22 protein-coding genes and 1 tRNA gene are annotated in these 21,619 nt (G+C 34.0%); 14 read left to right on the top strand and 9 right to left on the bottom strand.

Annotated features, from left to right (window positions below):
* Window positions 1-3: 3 nt before the first annotated feature.
* Both ACFO3N_RS24435 and ACFO3N_RS24430 read left to right on the top strand, forming a co-directional pair.
* Entirely contained in the window at window positions 4-738 is a 735-nt protein-coding gene (locus ACFO3N_RS24435) for a head GIN domain-containing protein (protein ID WP_379801446.1), read from the top strand.
* 83 nt (window positions 739-821) lie between these two features.
* Window positions 822-1,682 (top strand): GIN domain-containing protein, encoded by an 861-nt coding sequence (locus ACFO3N_RS24430; protein ID WP_379801445.1) that lies wholly within the window; start codon window positions 822-824, stop codon window positions 1,680-1,682.
* A gap of 119 nt (window positions 1,683-1,801) precedes the next feature.
* Here ACFO3N_RS24430 and trxB read toward each other — a convergent pair whose 3' ends face one another.
* Window positions 1,802-2,749 carry a thioredoxin-disulfide reductase gene (trxB, locus tag ACFO3N_RS24425; RefSeq protein WP_379801444.1) on the bottom strand — a complete coding sequence of 316 codons (948 nt, stop codon included), beginning with the start codon at window positions 2,747-2,749 and terminating at the stop codon, window positions 1,802-1,804.
* 176 nt (window positions 2,750-2,925) lie between these two features.
* On the opposite strand from trxB, the gene ACFO3N_RS24420 reads away from it, so the two are divergent.
* The 3 genes from ACFO3N_RS24420 to ACFO3N_RS24410 all read left to right on the top strand — a co-directional run bounded on the left by ACFO3N_RS24420 (window position 2,926) and on the right by ACFO3N_RS24410 (window position 3,679).
* Window positions 2,926-3,000: transfer RNA gene (locus ACFO3N_RS24420), tRNA-Pro, on the top strand.
* 16 nt (window positions 3,001-3,016) lie between these two features.
* Window positions 3,017-3,307, top strand: a complete 291-nt coding sequence (locus tag ACFO3N_RS24415) for a GIY-YIG nuclease family protein (protein WP_379801443.1) — start codon at window positions 3,017-3,019, stop codon at window positions 3,305-3,307.
* A gap of 120 nt (window positions 3,308-3,427) precedes the next feature.
* Complete coding sequence (locus tag ACFO3N_RS24410) at window positions 3,428-3,679, top strand: GIY-YIG nuclease family protein (RefSeq protein WP_379801442.1); 252 nt, start codon at window positions 3,428-3,430, stop codon at window positions 3,677-3,679.
* 289 nt (window positions 3,680-3,968) lie between these two features.
* On the opposite strand, the gene ACFO3N_RS24405 is transcribed toward ACFO3N_RS24410, so the two are convergent.
* On the bottom strand, window positions 3,969-6,140 hold the full coding sequence (locus tag ACFO3N_RS24405) for a hypothetical protein (protein WP_379801441.1): 2,172 nt from the start codon (window positions 6,138-6,140) through the stop codon (window positions 3,969-3,971).
* A 228-nt stretch (window positions 6,141-6,368) separates the two neighbouring features.
* On the opposite strand from ACFO3N_RS24405, the gene ACFO3N_RS24400 reads away from it, so the two are divergent.
* The 7 genes from ACFO3N_RS24400 (at window position 6,369) to ACFO3N_RS24370 (ending at window position 12,287) form a co-directional block, all read left to right on the top strand.
* Window positions 6,369-6,773 carry a septal ring lytic transglycosylase RlpA family protein gene (locus ACFO3N_RS24400; protein WP_379801440.1) on the top strand — a complete coding sequence of 135 codons (405 nt, stop codon included), beginning with the start codon at window positions 6,369-6,371 and terminating at the stop codon, window positions 6,771-6,773.
* 219 nt (window positions 6,774-6,992) lie between these two features.
* Window positions 6,993-7,760, top strand: coding sequence for a ParA family protein (locus tag ACFO3N_RS24395; RefSeq protein ID WP_008464569.1), 768 nt, complete (start codon window positions 6,993-6,995; stop codon window positions 7,758-7,760).
* A 5-nt stretch (window positions 7,761-7,765) separates the two neighbouring features.
* Complete coding sequence (locus tag ACFO3N_RS24390) at window positions 7,766-8,668, top strand: ParB/RepB/Spo0J family partition protein (protein ID WP_095929441.1); 903 nt, start codon at window positions 7,766-7,768, stop codon at window positions 8,666-8,668.
* Window positions 8,668-9,228 carry a DUF5683 domain-containing protein gene (locus ACFO3N_RS24385; RefSeq protein ID WP_248728129.1) on the top strand — a complete coding sequence of 187 codons (561 nt, stop codon included), beginning with the start codon at window positions 8,668-8,670 and terminating at the stop codon, window positions 9,226-9,228. Before ACFO3N_RS24390 ends, ACFO3N_RS24385 begins: the two co-directional genes overlap by 1 nt.
* 41 nt (window positions 9,229-9,269) lie before the next feature.
* Window positions 9,270-9,971 (top strand): 4-hydroxy-tetrahydrodipicolinate reductase, encoded by a 702-nt coding sequence (gene dapB, locus ACFO3N_RS24380; RefSeq protein WP_379801437.1) that lies wholly within the window; start codon window positions 9,270-9,272, stop codon window positions 9,969-9,971.
* Between the two features lie 56 nt (window positions 9,972-10,027).
* The gene (gene lepB, locus ACFO3N_RS24375; protein WP_379801436.1) at window positions 10,028-11,581 is read left to right on the top strand and encodes a signal peptidase I; all 1,554 of its coding nucleotides are present in this window, start codon (window positions 10,028-10,030) and stop codon (window positions 11,579-11,581) included.
* 91 nt (window positions 11,582-11,672) lie between these two features.
* On the top strand, window positions 11,673-12,287 hold the full coding sequence (locus ACFO3N_RS24370) for a WbqC family protein (protein WP_379801435.1): 615 nt from the start codon (window positions 11,673-11,675) through the stop codon (window positions 12,285-12,287).
* 89 nt (window positions 12,288-12,376) lie between these two features.
* Here the strand turns inward: ACFO3N_RS24370 and ACFO3N_RS24365 are convergent, their stop codons facing one another.
* From ACFO3N_RS24365 to ACFO3N_RS24335, 7 genes are all read right to left on the bottom strand, one after another.
* Window positions 12,377-13,423 (bottom strand): endonuclease/exonuclease/phosphatase family protein, encoded by a 1,047-nt coding sequence (locus ACFO3N_RS24365; RefSeq protein ID WP_379801434.1) that lies wholly within the window; start codon window positions 13,421-13,423, stop codon window positions 12,377-12,379.
* 17 nt (window positions 13,424-13,440) lie between these two features.
* A complete protein-coding gene (locus ACFO3N_RS24360; RefSeq protein WP_379801433.1) occupies window positions 13,441-14,304 on the bottom strand; it encodes a rhomboid family intramembrane serine protease in 864 nt (287 codons plus the stop codon).
* 42 nt (window positions 14,305-14,346) lie between these two features.
* A complete protein-coding gene (locus ACFO3N_RS24355; RefSeq protein WP_379801432.1) occupies window positions 14,347-15,096 on the bottom strand; it encodes a rhomboid family intramembrane serine protease in 750 nt (249 codons plus the stop codon).
* Entirely contained in the window at window positions 15,093-17,033 is a 1,941-nt protein-coding gene (mutL, locus tag ACFO3N_RS24350; protein WP_320493109.1) for a DNA mismatch repair endonuclease MutL, read from the bottom strand. The genes ACFO3N_RS24355 and mutL overlap by 4 nt, the downstream gene beginning before the upstream one ends.
* A gap of 150 nt (window positions 17,034-17,183) precedes the next feature.
* Window positions 17,184-17,867: a DUF6624 domain-containing protein gene (locus tag ACFO3N_RS24345; protein WP_379801431.1), complete on the bottom strand. Its 684-nt coding sequence runs from the start codon at window positions 17,865-17,867 to the stop codon at window positions 17,184-17,186.
* A 134-nt stretch (window positions 17,868-18,001) separates the two neighbouring features.
* The gene (ribH, locus tag ACFO3N_RS24340; RefSeq protein WP_095929433.1) at window positions 18,002-18,574 is read right to left on the bottom strand and encodes a 6,7-dimethyl-8-ribityllumazine synthase; all 573 of its coding nucleotides are present in this window, start codon (window positions 18,572-18,574) and stop codon (window positions 18,002-18,004) included.
* 81 nt (window positions 18,575-18,655) lie between these two features.
* The gene (locus ACFO3N_RS24335) at window positions 18,656-19,438 is read right to left on the bottom strand and encodes a tetratricopeptide repeat protein (RefSeq protein ID WP_379801430.1); all 783 of its coding nucleotides are present in this window, start codon (window positions 19,436-19,438) and stop codon (window positions 18,656-18,658) included.
* A gap of 241 nt (window positions 19,439-19,679) precedes the next feature.
* Here ACFO3N_RS24335 and recF point away from each other — a divergent pair, with 241 nt between their 5' ends.
* Window positions 19,680-20,759, top strand: coding sequence for a DNA replication/repair protein RecF (recF, locus tag ACFO3N_RS24330; RefSeq protein WP_379801429.1), 1,080 nt, complete (start codon window positions 19,680-19,682; stop codon window positions 20,757-20,759).
* Between the two features lie 116 nt (window positions 20,760-20,875).
* Window positions 20,876-21,553 carry a DUF2461 domain-containing protein gene (locus ACFO3N_RS24325; protein ID WP_379801428.1) on the top strand — a complete coding sequence of 226 codons (678 nt, stop codon included), beginning with the start codon at window positions 20,876-20,878 and terminating at the stop codon, window positions 21,551-21,553.
* The last annotated feature ends 66 nt before the right edge of the window (window positions 21,554-21,619 follow it).

The following is a 21,619-nucleotide window of genomic DNA, read 5'->3' as shown; positions in this document are numbered from 1 at the left end:
ACCATGATAAAAATAATCATTCATATTACGAAATTTATAATCATAACTATAACTGCTTTATTGTTTGCTTCGTGTAATTTTAACATGAATGCAATTGAAGGAAGCGGCAATGTTACAACAGAAAAAAGAACCGTTCAAGGAGAGTTTAAAAACATCTCTGTAAGCAATGCTATCGATTTGGTTATTGTACAATCTGACGCTACAGAAATTACCGTTGAAGCTGATGACAATCTTCAAAAAGAAATCGTAACTAAAGTAGAAAACGGAACACTTATTATAGAATGCAAATACAGCTCTTTCCGTAACATTACATCAAAAACAGTAACGGTAAAAATGCCTGTTGTTCATAAAATTGAAGCTTCAAGTGCTTCAACTGTTGAAACTGAAGGACTTGTTCAGGGCGAAGATATTACTTTAGAAGCTTCAAGCGCAGCGTCAATGGATGTTAAAATCGAATCGGATAGAATTGCAATAGATGCTGGAAGCGGAAGTTCTATCGATATTGAAGGTAAAGCATTAAGCCTTACTACTTCTGTTTCAAGCGGAGGAAGCATTGATGCCGAAAAGTTAATGGCTAATGAGGTTCAGGCAGATGCTTCTAGCGGAGGAACAGTTTCTGTAAAACCAATCTTAAGCTTAAAAGCAGATGCTTCTAGTGGAGGAAATATTAACTATAGCGGCACTCCAAAAACTATTGAAAAATCGGCAACATCTGGCGGAAGTGTAAATAAAAGCTAAAAAAGCAACTGTTAAATATAAACGAAATCATTCATCAAAAGTGGATGATTTTTTTATATTTGTCAAAATCAAATCTAGAATTAATGAAAAAAAGTACAGCCCTGCTCCTATTAGTATTTGTTACGACACTGACTTTCGCTCAAAAAAGAGAAAAAATTAAAGGTTCTAAAATTGTGACAACGTCAGTAAAAGAAGTTGGAAGTTTTGATGCCCTTGAAGTCGATGATAATATTGAAGTTTATTTGGAACAAGGAGAAAAAAACGAAATTAAAATTGAAGCCGATGACAATCTTCACGATATCATTGGAATGGATTTAAGAGAAAAAACACTTCGATTATATACCAATAAAGAATCTTCTATATTCAAGAAATTATCTGTTAAGGTTACTTATACTAAATCATTAAATAAAGTAATCACTAAAAATGAAGCTATAGTATATGCTATTCAGGAATTGCAATTAGATGATATTACAATGAATTGCGTTGATTATTCTAAATTGTATCTTAATGTAAATGCAAAGAAATTTACTTTAATTGCCGATGATAAATCTAGAACAGAGTTAAACTTAAAAGCCGAGGACGGAAATTTACAATTGAGTAAAAATGCCGTGGTTAAAACATTGGTTTCTGCTGTAAAATTCAAATGTGATTTGTATCAAAAATCGACTGCTGCAATTGAAGGCATTGCCGAAAAAGCAACTATTAGATTAGACAATAATTCTGTTTTTACAGGAACAAAATTTACTTTGAAAGATGCAAATGTTACCACTGAAGGTTCTGCCGTTGCTACTATTCTAGCAGATACTACTATTGCAATAGCCGCTGGAGATAAGTCTGAAATTTCATTATATGGCGACCCCAAAATAGACCTTACACGCTTTAGCGAAGAAGCAAAACTAATTAAAAAGCCAGGCGCAACAAAAGCAAAAACAACGACATTGTAAACTTTTTAAAGTTTAAAATATAATGAAAAAGAAAAAATCCCAGTCTAAAATTTTAGACTGGGATTTTTTATTACAAAGATTTCAAAGTTCCAACAACTTGAAACCTGAAACTTTTTAACTTACTCCTTTGAAGCCAAATATCTTTCAGCATCCAAAGCCGCCATACATCCTGTACCCGCAGCAGTAATTGCCTGACGGTATACATTATCTGCAGCATCACCAGCTACGAAAACACCATCTACATTTGTTTTAGATGTTCCTGGAGTGTTTACAATATATCCTGTTTCGTCAAGAGCAATGTAATCTTTAAAAATATCTGTATTTGGCTTGTGACCAATTGCCACGAAGAAACCAGTTGCAGGAATTTCGATTGTTTCGCCAGTTGTTTTGTTTAAAGCTTTAATAGCATGAACAACATTGTTGTCTCCTAAAACTTCAACTGTATCATGATTCATTAAAATCTCGATATTTTCAGTTTTACGAACACGCTCTTCCATGATTTTAGAAGCTCTAAATTTTTCGCTTCTAACCAACATCGTTACTTTTTTACAAAGTTTAGATAAGTAATGTGCTTCTTCGCAAGCAGAATCTCCTGCTCCAACAATAACAACATCTTGGTTTCTGTAGAAGAATCCGTCGCAAACTGCACAAGCAGAAACTCCACCACCCATATTTAAATAGTGCTGTTCTGATGGCAATCCTAAATATTTAGCCGAAGCACCTGTAGAAATAATTACAGTCTCACAGTGCAATTCGATTGTATCGTTAATCCAAACTTTATGAATATCTCCAGAAAAATCAACTTTTGTTGCCCATCCGTCACGAATGTCTGCACCAAAACGTTTTGCTTGTTCTTGTAACTGAATCATCATTTCAGGTCCTGTTACTCCATCAACATAACCAGGAAAGTTTTCAACCTCATTAGTAGTTGTCAATTGACCACCAGGCTGCATTCCTTGATATAATACTGGATTCATGTTAGCTCTAGCCGCATAAATAGCAGCAGTATAACCTGCAGGACCAGAACCTATAATAAGGCATTTAATTTTTTCGATTGTATTTGACATAGTAATAGTATTTTTGAGTTGCAAATGTAAACTTTATTATAAAAAATAACGTCTAAAATAAATCTGAAATAGCTATGTGGAAATAAGTTTTATTTATTTTCATTTTTTTCTTTTACAAATCAAATTTATTTATATCTTTGCATCCGCTTTCGGGCACTACAACAAAATTACATCTTCGGGGTGTAGCGTAGCCCGGTTATCGCGCCTGCTTTGGGAGCAGGAGGCCGCAGGTTCGAATCCTGCCACCCCGACAAAAGCCGAACAGAAATGTTCGGCTTTTTTGTTTTTCTTAAAATTTTACACTTTATGTTTTTCGTTTATATTCTTTACAGCGCTAAAAAAGAAAAGTTCTACATTGGTCAAACTAATGATATGGAAGACAGACTTAATAGACACAATAATGGACAATCCTTGTCTACAAAAAACGGCGTCCCTTGGAAAATCATTTATACAATTCAACTTGACTCAAGATCTGAAGCGATGATTTTAGAAACTAAAATAAAAAAACGTGGTGCAAAAAGATACCTACAAGACATAAATTTCATATATCATTTGTAGCGTAGCCCGGTTATCGCGTCCCGCCTTAAAGCGGGAAGGCCGCAGGTTCGAATCCTGCCACCCCGACAAAAGCCGAACAGAAATGTTCGGCTTTTTTGTTTTTCTTTAATTTTACACTTTATGTTTTTCGTTTATATTCTTTACAGCGCTAAAAAAGAAAAGTTCTACATTGGTCAAACTAATGATATAGAAGACAGACTTAATAGACACAATAATGGACAATCCTTGTCTAAAAAAAACGGCGTCCCTTGGAAAATCATTTATACAATTCAACTTGACTCAAGATCTGAAGCGATGATTTTAGAAACTAAAATAAAAAAACGTGGCGCAAAAAGATACCTACAAGACATAGATTTCATATATCATTTGTAGCGTAGCCCGATTATCGCGTCCCGCCTTAAAGCGGGAAGGCCGCAGGTTCGAATCCTGCCACCCCGACAAAAGCCGAACAGAAATGTTCGGCTTTTTTGTTTTTCTTTAATTCGACATTCTCAAAATATCCTTTTAAAAACATAACCCGTGGTTTCAACCACGGGATACGCATCGTGATTATAATACGTTCCCCGCGGTTGAAACCGCGGGCTATATTAAAATAAATCTCTAAAAATCAATCGATTTCTAGAGGTTTATCTTCAAAAAACATCAATATCAATATCTAAGTTTATTTTTCCATACTTATATAAGAAGGATAAGATTCTTCACTAGGCAAAGCAAATTCTTCATCAAAAGGCTGTACGCCTTCTCCATTACTATATGATGCCACACGTTTTACACCAGTTGCCGTGCTTCCGCCAGTACCATTAATAACATTCTGAATATTTCCTGAACCTGCAAAACGAGTAATACACATTTTCTCCAATTTCACATTTGGATTATTAGGTGCTTCAAAACCATTTTTCTTATTTACATTACCATCGGTCCCTGTAAAAACCGCATAAGATCCCATTCCGATAGTGTGATGCTCTTTTACCGAATTTGCTACTTTAAACGCAGCATAACCATCGACTCTTCCTCCTTGACTGCTCCAACTTGCTTGATTTGGTGCATCGTAAGGAGGTTCGTTTTGAAAGAAGAAAGTTCGACCACGTTCTCCTAACCATAATACTTCATATTCCTGATAATGCTCTACAAACAAGGCATAAAGCGTCACATCATTTCCCGCTACAATAAGTCCGTTTTTACATCTGTCTCTTTTCCAACGTGCGTCGCCACCTTTCTGCGAACCATGATCAGCACGCCACAACCAGAAATGATCTCCTACAACATTGTTACTATTTATCTGAATAGAAGCCTGAATCTGAATATTTTTTGACTGAACCCCGCCCACTCGGCAAGTAATATCGCTAAGCAAAATAGGATCTGCACTATGGTCTGCATTTGCTCCTTCATTACCAATTCTAACTTGATAAGTCGTACTATTCGATGAATCCATTAAAAGTCCAGCAATGATAATTCCGTCTTTATCATCAGCATAAATACATCCCCAAGTATTTTTTTCTGTTGGCTCTAGCGTCACAGAAGCAATACCAGCCCCCAGAAGTATGGCATCTTTTCTGTTTACCTGAATCGGAGCATTTAAAGCATAATGTCCCGGAGTGAAAAATATATTTTTACCCGCTTTCAATGCAGCATTAATTTCTACATCAGTATCTCCTTCTTTAGCCACATACCAATTTGCAATCAAATCTTGAATTTCACCTTTTCCTATATCTGTTGCCGACCATGAAACTCCAACTCTATCCTTTTGCCAAGCCGGAACAAAAACTTTATATTCTCCGTCATTATCGATAAAAAGAAAAGGTTTTTCTCGTATAATAGGAGTTGTCGAAATTGGAGAATTACTATCATCTGCTTTTGGAGGATTTACACAACCCTGCCAAACCATATTATACGATCCTCCCATAGCCCCAAAACCGGAAGGAAAAACAGTATTTCTAGTATACCATTGTTGCTGTCCACCCCAGTTCGGTCTTGCAGATGTATAATGAGTATCTGCAATAAAACCTCCGCTGCCCCAGAAATTAGTATCTCCAATATCCGAAATATACTTTGAAGTATTTTCAATCAGTAATCTTCGGGCGCTAGTTGACTGAGAAACCGTCCATGAAAAATCACGCATTACTTCTACATTTTCAACGGAACGCCAAAATGTACAAGTCGCATTTGCTCCACCCGAAAGATGAGGTCTTGTAAATATTGCTCCCAATTTAACATCTGAAGGCACTTTCCCTAAACCTCCAATATGAGAATAAAATCCTAATTCGATAGCATTAGATGTTGCAGACGATGCAGAACCCGATCCGCCAACATCGTAGGTTTGTCCATTCACATTTGGTTTAAAATAATAAGCTTGCCGTTTTGTTGTCCACTCTCCATTTGCACCGCCTAAACCGATACTGCTAAACTGTGCGTTAATTTCATTTCGGGCTGTTTCAGCTTTTTCATGCTTTCTATCATAGATATATATATTATCTCCAAAAATCTGATTTTCGAGTGAAATTATAATGGTAACATCATTGCGAGTAACTTTATAGTAATTCTCATATTTAGTTGCATTAGGCTTATTATCAGTAAAAGTCAATTTAGAAGTTGATCCTACTGAAACAAAATCAGATGCCAAACGGCTGCCCCCTCTACTAATTATATAATTTCCAGAAGTACCAAAAGCCGACCATGATAATGTAATACTATGTTTCTTTTTACTGTAGACAATTTTGCGTTCAATTTTTTTATTTCCTTCTGTTTTTTCGTTATTCGAAAACGACGAAGTAAAACTGCATAAAAGCAGCATAAATGCAAATGCTGTAAATAATGAAATTGCTTTTTTACTCATAAGAATGTTCATTTTGTGGTTTGATAGATTGTAATAATTGTAATTTTAAGAAAGCCCAAAATAGCAATAATCTTCAACCTTCGAGTCCGTTTTTGAATGCAATTTTCTTATCAAAAACACTACAAAACCAGCAAATTTTGTCTTTTTATAACACAAATATGCCTTATCCAAGACATCTCTTTTTCTTTAATAGCTTTTTTTTGCCCCCAAATAAAAAAAGAAAACAAAATGAAAAAGATTCTATTATTTATTGCTTTAGTTTTTTCTACTGCTATAATCGCGCAAGAAAAAAACATCATTTCAATAGATTCATGTTCATTAGCAAAAGAAAGTGTCTTATATAAAAAAAATGCCCACGCTTCTTATTATCATGATAAATTTAATGGAAGAAAAACAGCAAGCGGAAAAAGATTCAATAATAACGAACTTACTGCTGCACATAAAAAATTCCCTTTTGGCACAATACTAAAAATAACAAACGAGGCAAACAATAAATTCACAATCGTAGAAATTACGGATCGAGGACCTTTTGTTAATGGAAGAGAAATTGATCTCAGCAAAAGAGCTTTTATGGATATTGCATCTAATAAAAAAAGTGGCTTAGTTTATGTCACGATCGAGGTTTTAAAATAAAAGGTTTTTCTCGTACCAAAATTAGATTCTTGGTTTTTTGAGGCAAGAATAGCACCAAATTGTCCCAAAAACTTATTAATAATTTTATTTATAACTAAAATTATTTTGTATTAAACACCCATGAAACCCCGATTAGGCAGACTTTCACAAATGTTAACAAAATAGATTTTCAGAAACCATAAATAATTGTATTTTTACGGTTCAAAATTCAGAAAATAAATGGGCAAAATCATTGCTATTGCTAATCAAAAAGGAGGCGTTGGAAAGACTACTACATCAGTAAATCTTGCTGCCTCATTAGGTGTTTTAGAGAAAAAAGTATTATTAATCGACGCTGATCCACAGGCCAATGCTACATCTGGTCTTGGAATTGACGTAGAAACAGTTGAAACCGGAACTTACCAAATACTTGAGCATACTGTAACACCAAAAGAAGCCGTTTTAAAATGTACAGCTCCAAACGTTGACGTGATCCCTGCTCACATTGACCTTGTTGCTATCGAAATTGAATTGGTTGACAAAGAAAACCGTGAATACATGCTTAAAAAAGCATTGGAAGAAGCAAAAGAAGAATATGATTATATCATTATCGACTGTGCACCTTCTTTAGGTTTGTTAACCTTGAATGCTTTAACAGCAGCAGATTCTGTAGTTATTCCTATTCAATGTGAATATTTTGCACTTGAGGGATTAGGAAAATTATTGAACACTATTAAAAGCATTCAAAAAATCCACAACCCAGATCTTGACATTGAAGGTTTATTATTAACAATGTACGATTCAAGATTACGTTTATCAAATCAGGTTGTAGAAGAAGTTCAAAAACACTTTAACGATATGGTTTTTGATACTGTAATTCAGCGAAATGTAAAACTAAGTGAGGCTCCTAGTTTTGGAGAAAGCATCATTAATTATGATGCAACAAGCAAAGGTGCCGTAAACTATATTCATTTAGCACAAGAAATTATAAAGAAAAACAGTAAATAGTTTTTATGACAAAAGTAATTAAAAAACAAGCCTTAGGAAGAGGATTATCTGCCTTATTAAAAGATCCGGAAAACGACATTAAATCAGTAGAAGACAAAAATGCTGATAAAGTTGTTGGAAATATCATTGAACTTGAAATAAGTGCAATTGAAATAAATCCGTTTCAGCCTAGAAGCAATTTTAATGAAGAATCATTACGCGAGTTAGCCACTTCTATTAAAGAACTTGGTGTGATTCAACCTATTACTGTTCGTAAATTAGATTTTAATAAATACCAGTTAATCTCTGGAGAGCGTCGTCTTCGTGCGTCTAAATTAGTAGGCTTAACTCACGTTCCTGCTTATATTCGTATTGCAAATGACAACGAATCATTGGTTATGGCTTTGGTTGAAAACATCCAACGTCATGACTTAGATCCAATTGAGATTGCTTTATCATACCAACGTTTAATCGACGAAATTCAATTAACTCAAGAACAAATGAGTGAAAGAGTGGGTAAAAAACGTTCGACAATTGCCAACTATTTGCGTCTTTTAAAATTAGATCCGATTATCCAAACAGGTATTCGTGACGGTTTTATCAGTATGGGACATGGTAGAGCAATTATCAACATTGAAGATTTAGACGTTCAAACCGATATTTATCAAAAAATCGTTAGTCAAAATTTATCAGTTCGCGAAACAGAAGCTTTAGTTAAAAATTACCACGAAGGTTTACAGCCAAAAGCAGACGGAAAGCCAAAAGCTGATGCTGCATTCGTAGTTAGAGAAACTCAAAAAAATTCTTTCAACGATTATTTTGGTTCAAAAGTTGATATAAAAGTCGCTGGTAACGGGAAAGGAAAAATTACAATTCCATTTAATTCCGAAGCTGACTTTAATAGAATTATGAAATTAATAAACGGATAGTGAATAAAATTGTCCCCATTGGTCTATTGTTCTTTCTAACAGGAACCGTTTCTCTTTTTGCCCAGGTAAAAAAAGACACGGTTTTGGTCGTAAAAGACACCACATCATTAGAAGAAATAGACCCGCTTACACCAGCAAAAGCAGCTTTTTACTCTGCAGTTTTACCTGGTTTAGGTCAAGCATACAACAAAAAATACTGGAAAATCCCATTGGTTTACGGAGCAATCGGAACAAGTTTGTATTTCTACATAGACAATAATAAAAAATACCACGACTATCGTGACGCCTACAAACGAAGATTAGAGGGCTATAACGATGACAATTACAAATATCTGGATGACAGCCGACTTATTGCTGGACAAAAATTCTACCAAAGAAATAGAGACTTATCTGCTTTATTCGTTGTCGGATTTTATGTTTTAAATATAATCGACGCCAATGTTGACGCCGCGTTGATACAATTTAACGTAAACGAGAGACTTTCGATGCGTCCAGAAATTTATCCTGCCGATGTAACATTCAAACCAAACGTCGGTCTAACTTTTAATTATAAGTTTTAATAGATTGAATTCTATTTAAAAAATCAAAAAAATAAATCATAATGAAAATTGCGCTTTTAGGATACGGAAAAATGGGTAAAGTAATTGAAAGAATTGCTTTAGAAAGAGGTCATGAAATAGTTTTAAGAAAAGATGAATTTAACACCTATGACGGGCTTTCAACAGCCGATGTTGCCATCGATTTCAGTGTTCCATCAGCAGCGGTGAGCAATATTTCTGCATCTTTTAACGCTAATGTCCCTGTTGTATCTGGAACAACAGGATGGCTAGAGCATTATGACGAAATGATTGCACTTTGCAATGAGAAAAAAGGAGGATTTATTTCAAGCTCGAACTTCAGTTTGGGAGTAAATATTTTCTTCGGACTTAATGAATATTTAGCTAAAATCATGAAGCAATTCGATTCTTATAAAGTTTCGATGGAAGAAATTCACCACATCCATAAATTAGACGCTCCAAGCGGAACAGCTATTTCTTTAGCTCAAGGCGTTATTCAAAACAGCGACTATGCAAGTTGGACTATGGATGAAGCAAAAAAGAATGAAATTCATATTGAAGCAAAAAGAATTGGAGAAGTACCTGGAACACACACTGTAAATTACGATTCTGCTATTGACAGCATCGAAATTAAACATACTGCTCATAACCGCGAAGGTTTTGCCCTTGGCGCTGTCGTTGCAGCAGAATGGCTAGCAGGAAAACAGGGAATTTTCTCTATGAAAGATGTACTAAACTTACAATAATTGACCAAAATTCAGGATTATTAAATACTTGAATTTGAAACTTAAAATACAATATTATGACACTTTACTCTTGGTTCGTATTTTTCTTAGCCGTTCAAATTATTCATTTTCTTGGAACATGGAAATTGTATCAGGCAGCAGGAAGAAAAAGCTGGGAAGCAGCAATTCCGGTATACAATTCTATCGTTTTAATGAAGATTATCGGGCGCCCAACATGGTGGACATTACTACTTTTCATCCCGATTATCAACTTGATTATGTTTCCAGTTATTTGGGTGGAAACACTAAGAACCTTTGGCAAAAAATCAACCTTAGACACTATTTTAGGACTTTTCACATTCGGTTTTTACATCTATGTTGTTAATTATACTCAAAAATTAGAATACCATAAAGACCGTAAATTAACTCCTGAAAATAAAACGGCAGATACTGTTAGCTCTTTATTGTTCGCCATTATAGTCGCAACTTTAGTGCATACTTATGTTGTACAGCCTTATACAATTCCAACATCATCTTTAGAAAAATCTTTATTGATTGGTGATTTCTTATTTGTAAGCAAATTAAACTATGGCCCTAGAGTTCCAATGACAACTGTTGCATTACCAATGGTTCATGACTCTATTCCTTTAACTAAAAGTAAATCTTATTTAAGCTGGCCACAATTACCTTATTTTAGATTACCAGCTATTCAGAAAATAAACCGATGCGACATTGTCGTCTTCAACTGGCCCGTCGATACAGTTCACTATTTCTTTGAACCAAAAGGAAGACCAGGTGTCATCAAGCCAATTGATAAAAAATCAAACTATGTAAAAAGATGTGTTGGTATTCCTGGAGACAGCTTATCAATAAAAGACGGTTACGTTTTTATTAACGGAAAAAAATTAGTTTTACCTGAAAGAGCAAAACCTCAATACTCATACGCTGTAGCTTTAGACGGAAAAACACCTATTGACTTTGAAACTATTTTCAAAGAATTAGATATTACAGATCCAGCAGGTTTTAGAACTGAAAAAAGAGACACTCTTTATTTAGGCGCATTAACAGAAGCTGGAGCAGAAAGGTTTAAACACACTCCAGGCGTTACTGCTGTAATTAGAAAAGTTGATACAGGAAACAACAATGACATTTTCCCTCATATCAACAAATGGAACCAAGATAACATGGGGCCTATTTACATTCCTGAAGCAGGAAAAACAGTTGCTCTAACAAACGAATCTCTTCCTTTCTATAAAGAGATCATCACCAATTATGAAGGAAATACATTAGAATTGCAAGGTTCAAAATTTATAATTAATGGGAAACCTGCAACAACATATACCTTCAAACAAAACTATTATTGGATGATGGGAGACAACCGTCATAACTCAGAAGATAGCCGTTACTGGGGTTATGTTCCAGAAGATCATATTGTAGGAAAACCAGTTTTCATTTGGATGAGCTGGGATACTAACGGAAAAGGCATCAATAAAGTTCGCTGGAGCCGAGTATTTACAACTGTAGATGGTAAAGGTCAGCCTCAATCTTATTTCAAATACTTCTTAATCCTTTTAGCTATCTATTTTGTAGGAGATTTTATTTGGAAAAAAAGAAGAGAGAATAAAGCATAATTAAAAAAAAGTTATTTTTGTACCAGGTTTCAAGTTTCACGTTTTTACGTCAACTTGAAACCTGATACTTTTAAACTTGAAACAAAACGAAATGAATTCCTTAATACTTCCAACTTATTTTCCATCTATCAGTCATTTTGCCGTAATTGCGCAATCTGACAGCATCACTTTTGAAATGGAAGATAATTTTCAGAAACAAACTAATAGAAATAGAACTTACATCTATAGTCCTAATGGAATTCAATTATTAAACGTTCCTGTTAAGCATTCTAAAGCGACACATCAGAAAACAAAAGACGTTTTGATCGAAAACGAATTTGATTGGCAGAAACAGCATTTTAAATCGCTTGAAGCGGCATATAGAAGCTCTCCGTTCTTCGAGTACTTTGAAGACGATATTGCCCCTATTTTTGAGAAAAAACACCATTTTTTGATGGATTTAAACTTCGAGGTTTTAGACATTGTTACGAAATGTCTTAGAATGAAATTAGAATTTGGAAAAACAACAGAATATTTTCATGAAGTAAATGATTTTACCGATTTCAGATATTTGGCAAATGGTAAAAAAGATGCAAATTCTTTCGAAAAATACACTCAGGTTTTTGACGACAAACATGGCTTCATCAACAATTTAAGTGTTTTGGATTTACTTTTTAATGAAGGTAAGTTTGCAATGGATTATCTAAAAACACAGAAAATCATATAAGCTATGATTTATGAGTTATGAGTTAAAAGTCATGAGCTATGAATTCTCATATCTTCTTAACTTTTCACTTTTCACTTTCTGCTAATAAATCATTCCACCAAAAGCCTTGTCATTATAGGATAATGATCTGAGTTTTCGAAATCAGAGAAACTTTCAAATTGCTTTACTTTCATTTTACTGTCTGTAAAAATATAGTCAATTCTTGCAGGATAATATTTAAACTTATAAGTAGCTCCAAAACCTTCTCCCGCTTCTTCAAAGGCATCCTTTAGCTTGCCTTTAATACTTCTATAAACATAAGAAAACGGACTATTATTCATGTCGCCACAAATAATAATCGGATAATTGCATTTCTTAATATGCTCTTTAAAAATTTCAGCCTGTTCTTGCTGCTGTGTAAATCCTTTACTGATTCTAGCATAAATACGCTGTGATTTTTTCTGATTTACATTATCAATATCATCAGAAATCTCGCTTACATCTGGAGATATCTTAATGGATTGCAAGTGCATATTATAGACACGAATAATATCTTTTCCGCGCTTAATATCAGCATAAACAACATTATTATCTGATTTCGGAAAAACAATCTTTCCTTCGTCTATAATAGGAAATTTAGAAAAAATAGCCTGTCCCGTTTTAATTTTTTTACCATCAATAAAAATATAACGGTGCGGATATACTTTTAAATCTAAATGTGCAGAATTTGAATATTCTTGAATACACAAAATGTCAGGGTCTTTTTCGTCGATAAAAGATTTAATATTGGCCGGAATATCATCACGGTCCAGCCACTTAAAAACATTAAACAGACGAACATTATAACTCATTACAGAGAAATCCTTTTCGTCTTTCACATACTCTTTCCCAGAAAACTTATAAAACTTACTAATGAATGTAATTCCTGTTAGCAAAACCAAACCAGACAAAATAAGACGTTTTTTAAACTGAATTCCCCAATAGATAAAAAACAATATATTGGCCACAAAAAAGGCTGGCATAAACAAAGTAAGCACCGATAAAAGCGGAAAACTTTTAGGTGCTAAAAAAGGTAAAACATAGACGCTAAATGTAAGCACAGTCAGCACTATGTTCAAAAAGAACATTATTTTATTAAACCAAGAAAGGTTTTTCATATTTATCTCCTACAAGTTTATTTTCCAGCTTTAAATAAAAACTCTTTTTCTTCTTTTGTTAAGCAGTCGTATCCTGACTGACTTATTTTGTCTAAAATTTCATCAATCTGTTGTTGCGTTTTATCTTTAGTAACAATTCTTGATGTGGTTTTTTCTGTAGGTTTTCTGTAATTTTTATGAACTTTTGTAAATGGGGTCGTAGGAGATTTTTTAAAAAGATTCGCAAAGAAATCTAAAGTTTTAGAAACGATAGTACTTAAATCGGTACCATTTTGCAGCAATTTAATATAAACAAATCCGAAGAAGGCACCAGCTAGATGAGAAATATGCCCGCCCATGTTTCCAAGACGAAACTGCATCAAATCTAAAATTATAATAACAGCAGTAATATGCCAAAGTTTTACATTTCCAAATAGAAACAAGCGAACATTCATTAGCGGAGAATAAGTTGTTGTAGCGACCAAAATTGCCATGATGGCAGCAGACGCTCCAACAATGGAACCACCAATATTAGACAGATAAAAACTCAACGCAAAAGCCACTCCTGCAAAAAGAGCGCTTAAAAGATACAATCCTAAATATTGCTTTTGAGTAAAATACGTGAGAAACAAAGAGCTGGCAAAATTAAGCACCATCATATTAAACAACAAATGCAAAAATCCATCATGAAAGAAAGCGTACGTTAAAAAAGTCCATGGTTTAAACATAAAAACCTGAGGATCTGAAGACAAAGCGATCCAACTCGGAAAATTAAAAAAACCATTTGAATAGTTATAGAAGAAAATAAGCGATACAATAAAACATGCTATATTCCAGTACATGACACGCATGGCAATACCTCCTAATCTATATTGTAATTTTAAATCGTCTAAAATATTCATAGAAACTCTTTTGTTTTAGAATTTGTACTTTAAAGTTAAAAATTAATTCCAACGGTTGTTATTAAACTGATTTTTTTTCCAGTACCACATCATTAAAAAACCAGTAATTGCACCTCCAACGTGGGCAAAATGCGCTATACCTGTACCGCCACCCCCAAACAGAGAAGTACCTTTAACACCTAAAAACAAATCCATTAATAAAAGCCCAGGAACAAAGTATTTAGCTTTGATTGGAACTGGAATAAACAAAAGTGCCAATTCTGCATTAGGAAACATAAAAGCAAAAGCAGTCAGCAAACCGTAAATAGCACCTGAAGCCCCAACAACAGTTCCAATGTAAGCACTTGTAAATCCGTCAAATTGAGCTGAACTTACTAAGCTTTGCCATCTCGTATCGATTTTTCCCTGACTTAAAATATTTAAGATATCCGCTTTATGAAACCCGTTTGCTGTCAATACATTAATTGTATCCTCAAAAAAGTAATAATTTACCGCTGTATGAAGCAATGCTGAACCTAAGCCACAAGAGATGTAAAAAAATAAAAACTTTTTACCTCCCCAAAAATGCTCTAAAGCAGATCCAAAAGAAACCAATGCAAACATGTTAAACGCAATATGCATAATCCCGCCATGCATAAACATATGCGTAATAGGCTGCCATACTCGGAAACTTGGATTTTCTGGAAAGAACATCGCAAAATACTCGTAAGACATTGGCACTAACTGAGAACCAATAAAAAATATAATATTAATAATAAGCAGTTGTTTAACTACTGGAGTCATATTCATCATAAAGCAAACTTTTTATCTATATCTTCAACACGCATGGTGATGAAGGTAGGTTTTTGAAAAGGTGAAATATTCGGATCTTTACAAGCAAACAATCCGTTTACCAAATTATCTTGTTCTTTTTCGGTTAAATAAGATCCTGTTTTAACCGCTAAACTTTTGGCCATTGACTTGGCAATTGTATCGTTCTGACTGTAACTATTTGCCGGGATTCCGTCTTGCAAATCACTTAATAGTTGTTCGATTACCTGCGAGACTTCACTTTCTGTAATATTTACAGGGATTCCAGAAATTACAACATGATCGGTTTTGCTTTCGTCAAAAACAAATCCAGTAGTTTCTAAAGAAGGTTTTAATTCTTCAATTAATTCCATTTCAGATGCTGAATAAAACAAATCTAAAGGAAAAAGCAACTGCTGGCTCGAAGCTTGATTAACGGTCATATTCAGCAAAAATTGTTCGTACAAAATTCGCTGATGTGCACGCTGCTGATCCACAATAATCATTCCTGATTTTATAGGCGATACAATATATTTTTTATGAATTTGATACGTTTTCTGAGTAGCTTGTTCTACATCTTCATCATTAAACAAAGAAGAAGTCACTTCTTCATTTTCGAATGTAAATGGCGAACTTTCTATGCTTTCCGGATTTTCGACATCTAAACCAACATATAAACTTTCCCAGCTTGTGGTTGGTTCTACCCTTTTGGAATAACCCGAATACGATGCGCCAGAAGAAGATGATCCCGACGAAGATGAAAAAGAAGACCCCGAACTATATCCTGATGATCCCGAAGCGGCTTTACTATAATGCTGATTGGTTTTATCATCAGTAAAAGGATTAAAAGTTCCATCTACCTGAATCGTTGGAATTCCCACCTCCATATCTTTATAATGGTATGGCGTATCTAAATTGGCATCTCTGTCAAAATCTAAAACAGGAGCAACATTAAACTGCCCTAAACTATGTTTGATAGACGCTCTTAAGATAGCATACAAGGCCTGCTCGTCATCAAACTTAATTTCTGTTTTAGTTGGATGTATATTAATATCTATGGTATTTGGCGGAACCTGCAGATACAAGAAATAACTTGGCTGAGAACCATCTTTCAGCAATCCGTCGTATGCAGACATTACAGCGTGGTGCAAAAAGCTGCTTTTTATAAATCGATCGTTTACAAAAAAGAACTGCTCACCCCTATTTTTCTTAGCAAATTCAGGTTTGCATACAAAACCTTGAACGTTTATAATTTCGGTATCCTCGTTTACAGGAACCAATTTTTCATTAGTTTTTCCTGCCATAATACCAACAATTCGCTGGCGATATCCTGCTGCAGGAAGATTGTACATTTCGCTTCCGTTATGATAAAAACTAAAATGAATATTTGGATGTGCCAATGCTACACGCTGGAACTCATCCATCACATGACGAAATTCAACCGTATCGGACTTTAAGAAATTACGGCGAGCCGGAATATTAAAAAACAAGTTTTTAACCGCAAATGAAGTTCCTTTTGGTAAAACAGCCACTTCTTGCGAAACAAATTTACTTCCCTCAATTACAATATGCGTTCCAAGTTCATCCTGATCTTGTTTGGTTTTCATTTCCATGTGCGCAATCGCTGCGATAGAAGCCAAAGCCTCTCCACGGAAACCTTTTGTTCCAAGCGAAAATAAGTCTTCTGCCTGGCGGATTTTGGAAGTAGCATGACGGGCAAAACACAAACGGGCATCTGTAACAGTCATTCCAACACCATTATCAATTACCTGAACTAGTGATTTACCAGCATCTTTTATAATTAATTTTATATCAGTTGCTTTGGCGTCAACAGCATTTTCTAACAATTCTTTTACAACTGAAGCTGGTCTTTGAACCACTTCTCCAGCAGCAATTTGGTTAGCAACGTGATCAGGAAGCAATTGAATAATACTCGACATTAAGCAAAAATAATTTTAAAGTTTAGATTAGGTTTTTTATAAACCAAGAAGTACAAATTTAGTGAATTTTGATTGGCTTTTAGAATAAGAATAATCATAAAAAAAACAAAAACTACAACAGTCTACAAAACAGAAGAATTGCAATTTATATTAATTCATTTTTGCAATTTCATCAAGTGTATAAACTTTATATTCAATCCCCATTCTCTTTGCATTTTCCTCAACTGTTGTAGCAAAACCAGCTTCTTTTCGCAGTTTATTAACTTTTTTTGGATTTTGAATTGGAGAAACGTAATTAAAAAATTCTTTCTTTCCGGTCTGTTTATTTGTAATTAATTTTCCTTGCCCTTGAGTTCCGTAAATCTGCTCTTTACCTTGCTGAGTCAGATAACGATCTTCCATCATTGCAAAACGAGTAAACGCAATTTCTCCTTTTTTAGCAGCAACTTCAATCAAAGGCAAATATTTTGATATTTCTTTACTATGCTGAATAACATACCATGCAGATTCATTTGTTGGTTCGCCTACTAAGCTTTTCCCGGGATAACCATAATCCAGAATAATTTTTTCAACCTTCTTCATATTCACAGAATCCTGCGCATTCATATACATCCATATATTATTTTTGAAATTATTATCGTCCTCCTTACCGATTTCCTTTAAAATTTCTTTTTTTCTAATTTCTGTTGTTTCAGAATCTAGATATTCTCTAAGAATCTGATCTGATTTCATAATCGAATCCAATTCTATTTTTAAACTTTGATTGATTTTATTTTGAGCCAAAATAACCTCAAAAAATAATAACAATAAAATAAGAAGGAAAGGTCTTTTCATAATTCCAAAATTTGATATCAACTCAAATATAATATAATTCCAAATTCGATGCGACCTAACACAATCACAAAAAAAGCATAAAAAAACCTATACTTTAACAGTATAGGTTTTAATATTTTTTAAAACAAAAGTGCTTATTCGTTTTCTATTTTTTTCGGAGAATCTTCAATTTGAATGGCTCCCGAAGCTAATAATGGCTGATTATAAACGTGAGCTATTGAAGCCTGCTGACGAATATAAGCCATTTTTATTGCCGCAATTGCCGCTTCAGTTCCTTTGTTTCCGTGAACTCCTCCACTTCTGTCAATAGATTGTTGCATATTATTATCTGTTAAAACACAGAAAATAACTGGAACATCAGTTTGAACATTCAAATCTTTAATTCCTTGTGTAACGCCTTCACAAACAAAATCAAAATGTTTCGTTTCTCCTTGAATTACGCATCCAATTACAATAACCGCATCAACATTTTGTGTCTGAAGCATTTTTTTAGCGCCGTAGATTAGCTCAAAACTTCCTGGAACATTCCAACGGATAATTTGTTGGGCAGGAACATCGCAATCCACCAAAGCATCAAAAGCACCATTATAAAGTCCTTCTGTTATAGTGTCATTCCATTCAGAAACAACAATCCCAAACCGAAAGTCTTTCGCGTTTGGGATTGTGTTTTTATCGTATTCTGATAGATTTTTATTTTCAGTAGCCATCTGTAATATTTTAGATTTTTTATTTTAGAATTTAGATTCGTAACTACAAATCTACAATCTTAAATCTAAAGTCTAAAATTTTTATTGTGCTAATCCAATCAAAGCATCAACAGAAGCTGCTTCTGGAGTATTGTCGTAATTATCTTTAATATCATTAAAGTATTTCAAAGCATCTTCTTTTTGCCCTAAAGCTAAAGCAGTTTTTCCAGCTTTTAACAAGAAACGAGGTGTTGTAAAATCGTTTTTGTTAGACTCAGCAGCTTTTACATAAAAATCTAAAGCTTCTTTTTGCTGATTTTTTTGAGAATAAGCATCTCCTGTAGCACCTTTAGCTAAAGCACTTAAAACTACATCTTCTGATTTGAATTCACCTAAATATTTAATTGCCTCATCAAATTTACCAGTATTTAAGTAAGCGATACCAGCATAGTAATTTGCCAAATTTCCAGCATTTGTTCCAGAATATTCGTCAGCGATTTTAATAAATCCGAATTTACCTTCTGAACCGTTTAATGATAATTTGAATAATGAATCGCTAGAAACACCGTTTACAGCTTTTTCAAAGTTTTGTTGTGCAACAAACATTTCACTTGCAGCCTCTTCTTGTTTCGGAGTTGCTATAAATTTTTGGTAAGCCAAATATCCAATTGTAGCAACCGCGATACCAGCAACTAAACCAATAATGATTTTTTGATTTTTAGCCACCCAATCCTCAGTTCTTGAAGCTGTTTCGTCTAATTTTGAGAAAACTCCAGCTGTTGTGCTGTCTTTTTCGTCAATAACTACTTGTTGCTCTTCAGTAACCACTTCTTTTACTTCCTTTTCTTTTGGTGTCTTATATCCTCTTTTATTGTAAGTTGCCATTTAAAATTTATTTAGTGAACGGCAAAAATAAAATTTTTATTGAAACTGAGGTAAAAAATTTCAATTTTATCACTATTTTAAAAGAAATATTTTCACGATTCACTTATCCTTTCGCAAAAGCGGTAAAATAAATAAGCCTAAGAAAGGGCTAAAGCCAATTATATCGATAATTTTCGGTAATTTGCAGCCTCAAATTTTTACTGCTCAAAAGCCGTAAATATTACACTTGGAGTACTTACAAATGCATTTAAACAAAATCTCATTATTTAATTATAAGAACTTTTCTGAAGCAAGTTTTGATTTTGACATCAAAATAAACTGTTTTGTTGGAAAAAATGGCATTGGAAAAACTAATGTGCTCGATGCTATTTATCATTTGGCATACGGAAAAAGTTATTTTAATCCGCTTGCTGTTCAAAACATCAAACATGGAGAAGAGTTTTTTGTGATTGATGCCGAACTCGAAAAAAATGAGAGAACCGAGCAGATTGTTTGCAGTTTAAAAAAAGGACAGAAAAAAGTTCTAAAGCGAAATGGAAAAGCATACGACAAATTCTCAGATCATATTGGCTTTATTCCGCTAGTTATTATTTCGCCGGCAGATAGAGATTTGATCGTTGAAGGAAGCGAAACGCGCCGTAAATTTATGGACAGTGTGATTTCGCAATTAGACGCTACTTATCTACACGAATTAATACAATATCAAAAGGTAATCACACAGCGAAATGCACTTTTAAAATATTTTGCTTTGAATCATGTTTTTGACAATGATACCTTATCTATATATAACGAACAGCTGCAAGGCTACGGAAAATCGATTTTTGAAAAACGAAAAGATTTTCTAGAACAGTTTATACCTATATTTAATAGACACCATCAGGCAATAACGGGATCTGAAGAAAGTGTGCAATTGGTTTACGAAAGTCATTTGTTCGAAAAAGACCTTTTAACACTTTTGCAGGAAAACATCAATAAAGATCGAGCGCTGCATTATACTTCTGTTGGAATCCATAAAGATGATTTGTCTTTTGAAATTGATTTGCATCCGATAAAAAAATTCGGATCTCAAGGTCAGCAGAAATCTTTTCTAATTGCTTTAAAATTGGCGCAATTCGAGTTTTTGAAAAAACAAAGCGGGGTAAAACCTATTCTTTTGTTTGATGATATTTTTGATAAACTAGACGAAACGCGTGTTGCCAAAATTATAGAAATGGTAAACAGTGAAACCTTTGGACAGCTTTTTATTTCGGACACGCATCCAGAAAGAACCGAAGCGATTGTAAAATCGACACATCAGACTTACAAGATATTCAATTTGTAATTCGGGAAATTTGGTACAATTTGTATCAGTTTTCAGAAGTAATCACAAAATAGAAATCAGTAAATTAGCCTGAACAAAAAAACTTAAAAACAACTGCAATAAAATATATAAGGATTATGTTAACGAAAGAATCATTGCAATTTTTAGACGATTTAAAAAAGAACAATAACCGCGAATGGTTTCAGGAAAATAAAAAGCGATATGAAGTTTTTAAGAAAGATTACCATCAATTGGTAAGTGATTTTCTGGATGCCATGAAACCGCTTGATCCTTCATTGGAATTATTGGAAGTTAAAAACTGCACTTTCAGAATAAACCGTGACATTCGTTTTTCTAAAGACAAATCTCCTTATAAAGCACATTTGGGCGTTTGGATGTCGGCTGGCGCAAAAGGCGCAAATCGTTCCGGATATTATGTTCATATAGAAAAAGGTGCGAGTTTTATTGCCGGCGGATTTTATTCGCCTGAAGCGGAAGACTTAAAGAAAGTCCGTAAAGAAATCGCTTTTTTCTACGAAGATTTACAGGAAATTTTAAACGACAAAAACTTCAAGAAAGAATTTGGAAGTTTAGACATCAACGAAAACAATTCACTTAAAAGCATGCCTCGCGGTTACGAAAAAGACCATCCTGCAATTGAGTTTTTAAAATTAAAAAGTTTCACCGCAACTCAGGTTTATAATGTTTCTGAAGTGATGGAAAAAGATTTCGTAAAAAAAATGAGCCAAAAACTCATCGCTTTAAAACCTCTAAACGAATTCATCAACCGCGCTTTGGATACTGAAGAATTTTAGTTTTATTTGCCACAGATTTCACAGACTCTCACAGATTAATTTTTCGCAATTGCAAAATCATTTTAA

Source organism: Flavobacterium chungangensis (assembly GCF_042654045.1).
GTDB classification, from domain to species: Bacteria; Bacteroidota; Bacteroidia; order Flavobacteriales; family Flavobacteriaceae; genus Flavobacterium; species Flavobacterium chungangensis.
This window is presented reverse-complemented; position numbering and strand designations above follow the sequence as displayed.